The sequence below is a fragment of the Microbacterium sp. BF1 genome, from assembly GCF_019279095.1.
Taxonomy (GTDB): Bacteria; Actinomycetota; Actinomycetes; order Actinomycetales; family Microbacteriaceae; genus Microbacterium; species Microbacterium maritypicum.
This window is the reverse complement of record NZ_JAGYWT010000384.1, coordinates 1-2423: the sequence shown is the minus strand read 5'-3', so window position 1 is coordinate 2423 and position 2423 is coordinate 1. Positions and strand designations below refer to the sequence as shown.

2 protein-coding genes and 2 pseudogenes are annotated in these 2423 nt (G+C 69.1%); 2 read left to right on the top strand and 2 right to left on the bottom strand.

Annotated features, from left to right (window positions below):
* The coding region (locus tag KZA10_RS12500) for an SDR family oxidoreductase (RefSeq protein ID WP_218683031.1) at window positions 1-506 on the bottom strand (506 nt) is incomplete at its 3' end.
* Between the two features lie 131 nt (window positions 507-637).
* On the opposite strand from KZA10_RS12500, the gene sigJ reads away from it, so the two are divergent.
* The gene (gene sigJ, locus KZA10_RS12495) at window positions 638-1516 is read left to right on the top strand and encodes an RNA polymerase sigma factor SigJ (protein ID WP_218683030.1); all 879 of its coding nucleotides are present in this window, start codon (window positions 638-640) and stop codon (window positions 1514-1516) included.
* A gap of 15 nt (window positions 1517-1531) precedes the next feature.
* Window positions 1532-1873 (top strand): annotated as a pseudogene (locus KZA10_RS18540) (hypothetical protein); the annotation flags it as partial.
* Window positions 1874-1960: 87 nt separating this feature from the next.
* On the opposite strand, the pseudogene KZA10_RS12485 reads toward KZA10_RS18540, so the two are convergent.
* Window positions 1961-2359, bottom strand: a pseudogene (locus tag KZA10_RS12485) (amino acid--tRNA ligase-related protein); the annotation flags it as partial.
* Between the last annotated feature and the right edge of the window lie 64 nt (window positions 2360-2423).

Sequence of the window (2423 nt, the reverse complement as noted above, 5' to 3'; positions counted from 1 at the left end):
GCGAGGCGTGCACCCACTTCGCGGGCGGCCACGGGCTGCGTCCTCGCTCTCGGGGCGAGGTGGAGCGGGCCCATCTTCGCCCGCGTGAACATCTGCGCCGCGAACTCGTGGAACTGCGTCGCTCGCAGGATCGTCCACGGAACGCGCGACGCCTCGACGACCTTCTCCTGAGCGATCTTGCCGGCGTAGTAGTCGTAGGGGATGCGGTCGATCCCCACGATCGACAGCAGGACGAGGTGCCCGGCCCCCGCGTCGGCGGCCGCCGCGGCCAGGTTCCCTGTCGCCGCGGTGAAGAACTCGATCGCTTCGCTGGCATTTCGCGTCTCGATGCTCGTGACGTCGATCACCGCGTCCGCGCCGGCCAGGGCGTGGCCCAGGCCCTCTCCGGTCACCAGGTCGACTCCGCGTGACCGGCTCAGGACGACGGTGTCGTGCCCCGCGGCCCGCACCGCCTCGACGGTGTGCCGCCCGACGGTTCCGGTTCCTCCTGCGACGACGATCCTCATATGTGTTCTCCTTCGTCTCGGTACATCCTTCTCCTTGTTCGACGACGCAGGCGAACGAAACGTGAGGCGCCTGTCGAGAGCGGCATCGACGTGGCGTCGGCAGGAGGCCGAGACGGACCAAGATGGAGGCGATGGATGATCTCGTTGTGGTCGAAGCCGAACGCCGTACCCTGCTCGCTCTCGCGTATCGTCTGCTCGGCACGGTCGCGGATGCCGAGGACGCGGTGCAGGAGACCTACGTGCGCTGGGTGCGGCTGACCGACGCGGAGCGCGCAGGGATCGTCAATCCGGGTGCGTGGCTGACGCGCGTCGCCGGACGCATCTGCCTGGATGCCCTTGGCTCGGCGCGAGCGCGGAGGGAGAGCTATGTCGGTCAGTGGCTTCCGGAGCCCGTGCCGCAGGACTCGCTGTTCGTCACCCCATTTCCGGACCCGCTCGACAGAGTGTCCCTCGACGAGTCGGTCGGGATGGCGCTGCTCGTGCTCCTGGAATCGCTCACTCCCCCCGAGCGTGTGGCCTTCGTGCTGCACGACGTGTTCGGCGTCCCGTTCGCGGAGATCGCCGAGACAGTCGGAAGGAGCACGGACGCCGTGAGACAGCTCGCGTCGCAGGGACGTCGACGGGTGCGAGAGCGGCGTGCGCGCCTGGCGACACGGGAGCAGCACGATGCCGTCGCACGCGCATTCCTCGAAGCCGCAGCGACCGGACGGCTCGATCGCCTCATCACTGTGCTCGATCCCGATGTCGTGCTCATCTCCGACGCGGGCGGGAGGAAGTCGGCGGCGCTGCGACCGGTCGTCGGGGCCGATCGCGTGGCACGTTTCCTGCAGGGCATCGCTCGGCTCCACCCCGGCGCGGAGGTCGTCCTCGTCCCCACCGCGGACGGGCTGGCCGCGCTTGCCACGCTCGACGGCTGCCCCGATGCGGTGTTCTCCTTCGTCGTCGAGGGCGAGCGGATCACCGAGGTGCTCGCCGTGCGCAACCCCGACAAGCTCACGCAGTGGTCCTGAGAACCGCTGAGTACGATGGCGGGTGTGACCACACCGACCGTGCGCCCGGGCATCGCCGAGCGGCTTTCGCAGATGATCCGGATCCCGACGGTCTCGGCCGAGCTCGACGAGCGCGGCTCGGCTCCGTTCGAGGAGTTCGTCGCGCTCATCGCGGAGCTCTACCCGCTGACGCACGAGAAGCTGGCGCTCGAACGGCACACCGACTTCGGGCTGCTGTTCCACTGGCAGGGGGCCGGTGCGGCCCCGGATCGACCGGTCGTGCTGATGGCGCACTACGACGTCGTCCCGGTGGATGAGAGTGACGCGTGGACGCACCCGCCCTTCGCGGGGGTGATCGCCGACGGCTCGGTCTACGGACGAGGTGCCCTCGACGACAAGGGCCCGCTGATCGTGGTGCTCGAGGCGGTCGAGAATCTGCTCTGCGACCGCGTCCCCGCTCTCGGTGCGGATACTCTCGATCATGCCGAGCAGCACCCGGTGCAGCAGCGCGAGCACATCGCGGTGGTCGCGGATGAAGCCGAGCTCGGCGTCGAGGGAGACGTACTCGGCGAGATGACGCACCGTGTCGTGCGGTTCCGCGCGGAACACGGGGCCCGTCTCATAGACGCGCTCGAAGACGCCAACGAGCTGCTGCTTGAAGAACTGCGGACTCTGCGCGAGGTAGGCGGTCGTGCCGAAGTAGTCGACCGGGAACACGTTCGCTCCCGACTCCGTCACAGAGTCGACGAGCTTCGGCGTCTGGATCTCGGTGAATCCCTCGGCGTCGAGCGTGCGACGGAATCCGCGCAGGCTCGCCGCAGCCAGCTCCCACTTCGCACGCTGAGCGGGGTGCCGCCAGGTCACCGCCGCATGGTCGAGCACCGTGGGAAGCGCGGCGTCGAGAGTGGGCCGCCACAGCGCGACCACC